The following is a 1,565-nucleotide window of genomic DNA, read 5'->3' on the forward strand; positions in this document are numbered from 1 at the left end:
AGGCTGAAAAGCGTAGTCGATGGAAAACAGGTTAATATTCCTGTACTTCTAGTTATTGCGATGGAGGGACGGAGAAGGCTAGGCCAGCTTGGCGTTGGTTGTCCAAGTTTAAGGTGGTAGGCTGGAATCTTAGGTAAATCCGGGGTTCTAAGGCCGAGAGCTGATGACGAGTTACCTTTTAGGTGACGAAGTGGTTGATGCCATGCTTCCAAGAAAAGCTTCTAAGCTTCAGATAACTAGGAACCGTACCCCAAACCGACACAGGTGGTTGGGTAGAGAATACCAAGGCGCTTGAGAGAACTCGGGTGAAGGAACTAGGCAAAATGGCACCGTAACTTCGGGAGAAGGTGCGCCGGTGAGGGTGAAGGACTTGCTCCGTAAGCCCATGCCGGTCGAAGATACCAGGCCGCTGCGACTGTTTATTAAAAACACAGCACTCTGCAAACACGAAAGTGGACGTATAGGGTGTGACGCCTGCCCGGTGCCGGAAGGTTAATTGATGGGGTTAGCTAACGCGAAGCTCTTGATCGAAGCCCCGGTAAACGGCGGCCGTAACTATAACGGTCCTAAGGTAGCGAAATTCCTTGTCGGGTAAGTTCCGACCTGCACGAATGGCGTAACGATGGCGGCGCTGTCTCCACCCGAGACTCAGTGAAATTGAAATCGCTGTGAAGATGCAGTGTATCCGCGGCTAGACGGAAAGACCCCGTGAACCTTTACTATAGCTTTGCACTGGACTTTGAATTTGCTTGTGTAGGATAGGTGGGAGGCTTTGAAGCGTGGACGCCAGTTCGCGTGGAGCCATCCTTGAAATACCACCCTGGCAACTTTGAGGTTCTAACTCAGGTCCGTTATCCGGATCGAGGACAGTGTATGGTGGGTAGTTTGACTGGGGCGGTCTCCTCCTAAAGAGTAACGGAGGAGTACGAAGGTGCGCTCAGACCGGTCGGAAATCGGTCGTAGAGTATAAAGGCAAAAGCGCGCTTGACTGCGAGACAGACACGTCGAGCAGGTACGAAAGTAGGTCTTAGTGATCCGGTGGTTCTGTATGGAAGGGCCATCGCTCAACGGATAAAAGGTACTCCGGGGATAACAGGCTGATACCGCCCAAGAGTTCATATCGACGGCGGTGTTTGGCACCTCGATGTCGGCTCATCACATCCTGGGGCTGAAGCCGGTCCCAAGGGTATGGCTGTTCGCCATTTAAAGTGGTACGCGAGCTGGGTTTAGAACGTCGTGAGACAGTTCGGTCCCTATCTGCCGTGGACGTTTGAGATTTGAGAGGGGCTGCTCCTAGTACGAGAGGACCGGAGTGGACGAACCTCTGGTGTTCCGGTTGTCACGCCAGTGGCATTGCCGGGTAGCTATGTTCGGAAAAGATAACCGCTGAAAGCATCTAAGCGGGAAACTTGCCTCAAGATGAGATCTCACTGGAACCTTGAGTTCCCTAAAGGGCCGTCGAAGACTACGACGTTGATAGGTTGGGTGTGTAAGCGCTGTGAGGCGTTGAGCTAACCAATACTAATTGCCCGTGAGGCTTGACCATATAACACCCAAGCAATTTG

1 rRNA gene is annotated in these 1,565 nt (G+C 52.3%); it reads left to right on the forward strand.

Going from position 1 to position 1,565, the window contains the following annotated elements:
* A 23S ribosomal RNA gene (locus BMY68_RS29485) occupies nucleotides 1-1,546 on the forward strand; the annotation flags it as partial.
* Nucleotides 1,547-1,565 lie beyond the last annotated feature (19 nt).

The sequence above is a fragment of the Pseudomonas sp. NFACC41-3 genome (assembly GCF_900109505.1).
Classification (GTDB): Bacteria; Pseudomonadota; Gammaproteobacteria; order Pseudomonadales; family Pseudomonadaceae; genus Aquipseudomonas; species Aquipseudomonas chlororaphis.